Source organism: Pseudomonas sp. B2M1-30 (assembly GCF_025447575.1).
Lineage (GTDB): Bacteria > Pseudomonadota > Gammaproteobacteria > Pseudomonadales > Pseudomonadaceae > Aquipseudomonas > Aquipseudomonas botevensis.
Genome location: NZ_JAOEJT010000035.1, coordinates 1 through 634, shown reverse-complemented (window position 1 = coordinate 634; position 634 = coordinate 1). Strand labels below are relative to the sequence as shown.

Here is a 634-nt window from a genome sequence, read left to right as displayed (position 1 = left end):
GAAACGCCCAGGCTGCCGGCCTTGTTATGCAACACGGTCAACGTATCGCCTTTGGCATCGGCGTACGGCACTACGTTGTAGACCGTTTCGTCGTAGTCCCTGGTCGGAGCGCGGTACGTTTGCCATTCGGGCAGATCGCCCTTGGCCTTGTCGTTGAACGGCGACACCTGTTTCACCGGCGCGACGAAACGAGCGCCCTGCTCCAGGAACGGGGTGCTGAAGTTACTGTGATACAGCGCCTGGTATTCCTTCGGATAATCGCCATTGTTGGTCAGGGTGTCGTTGAGGGCGAACACTACGCTGCCGGGCTCGGTGACCAGTTCGGTCGCCACAGAGAAGTCGACCTTCTTGAACGCCTGCTCTTTCAGTTCGCCGCGCAGGGTGATGGCGTACGGTGGTATTTCATCGATGTGCAGGGTGACTTTGTTCGCAGGAATGTTGGCGGCCCGACCGTGCAGCGTCAGCAGTTCGCCATTGTCGACGCCGGGGTGGCCGACCCATTCGTATCCGCAGCGGGTGACCAGCTCGTTGAAACCTTCCAGCCAGCCCAGACCACCGCGACCATTGAGTTCGATGAAGGACGGATTGACCACTTCCTTGACCGGGGAATCCCAGCCCATGCGCACATTGCCGA

Annotated in this window: 1 protein-coding gene; it reads right to left on the bottom strand. The window is 59.8% G+C overall.

Annotated elements, in window-relative coordinates; genetic code table 11:
- On the bottom strand, window positions 1-634 hold a 634-nt coding region (locus N8H74_RS29195), incomplete at both ends, for an aldose 1-epimerase family protein (protein WP_262152171.1).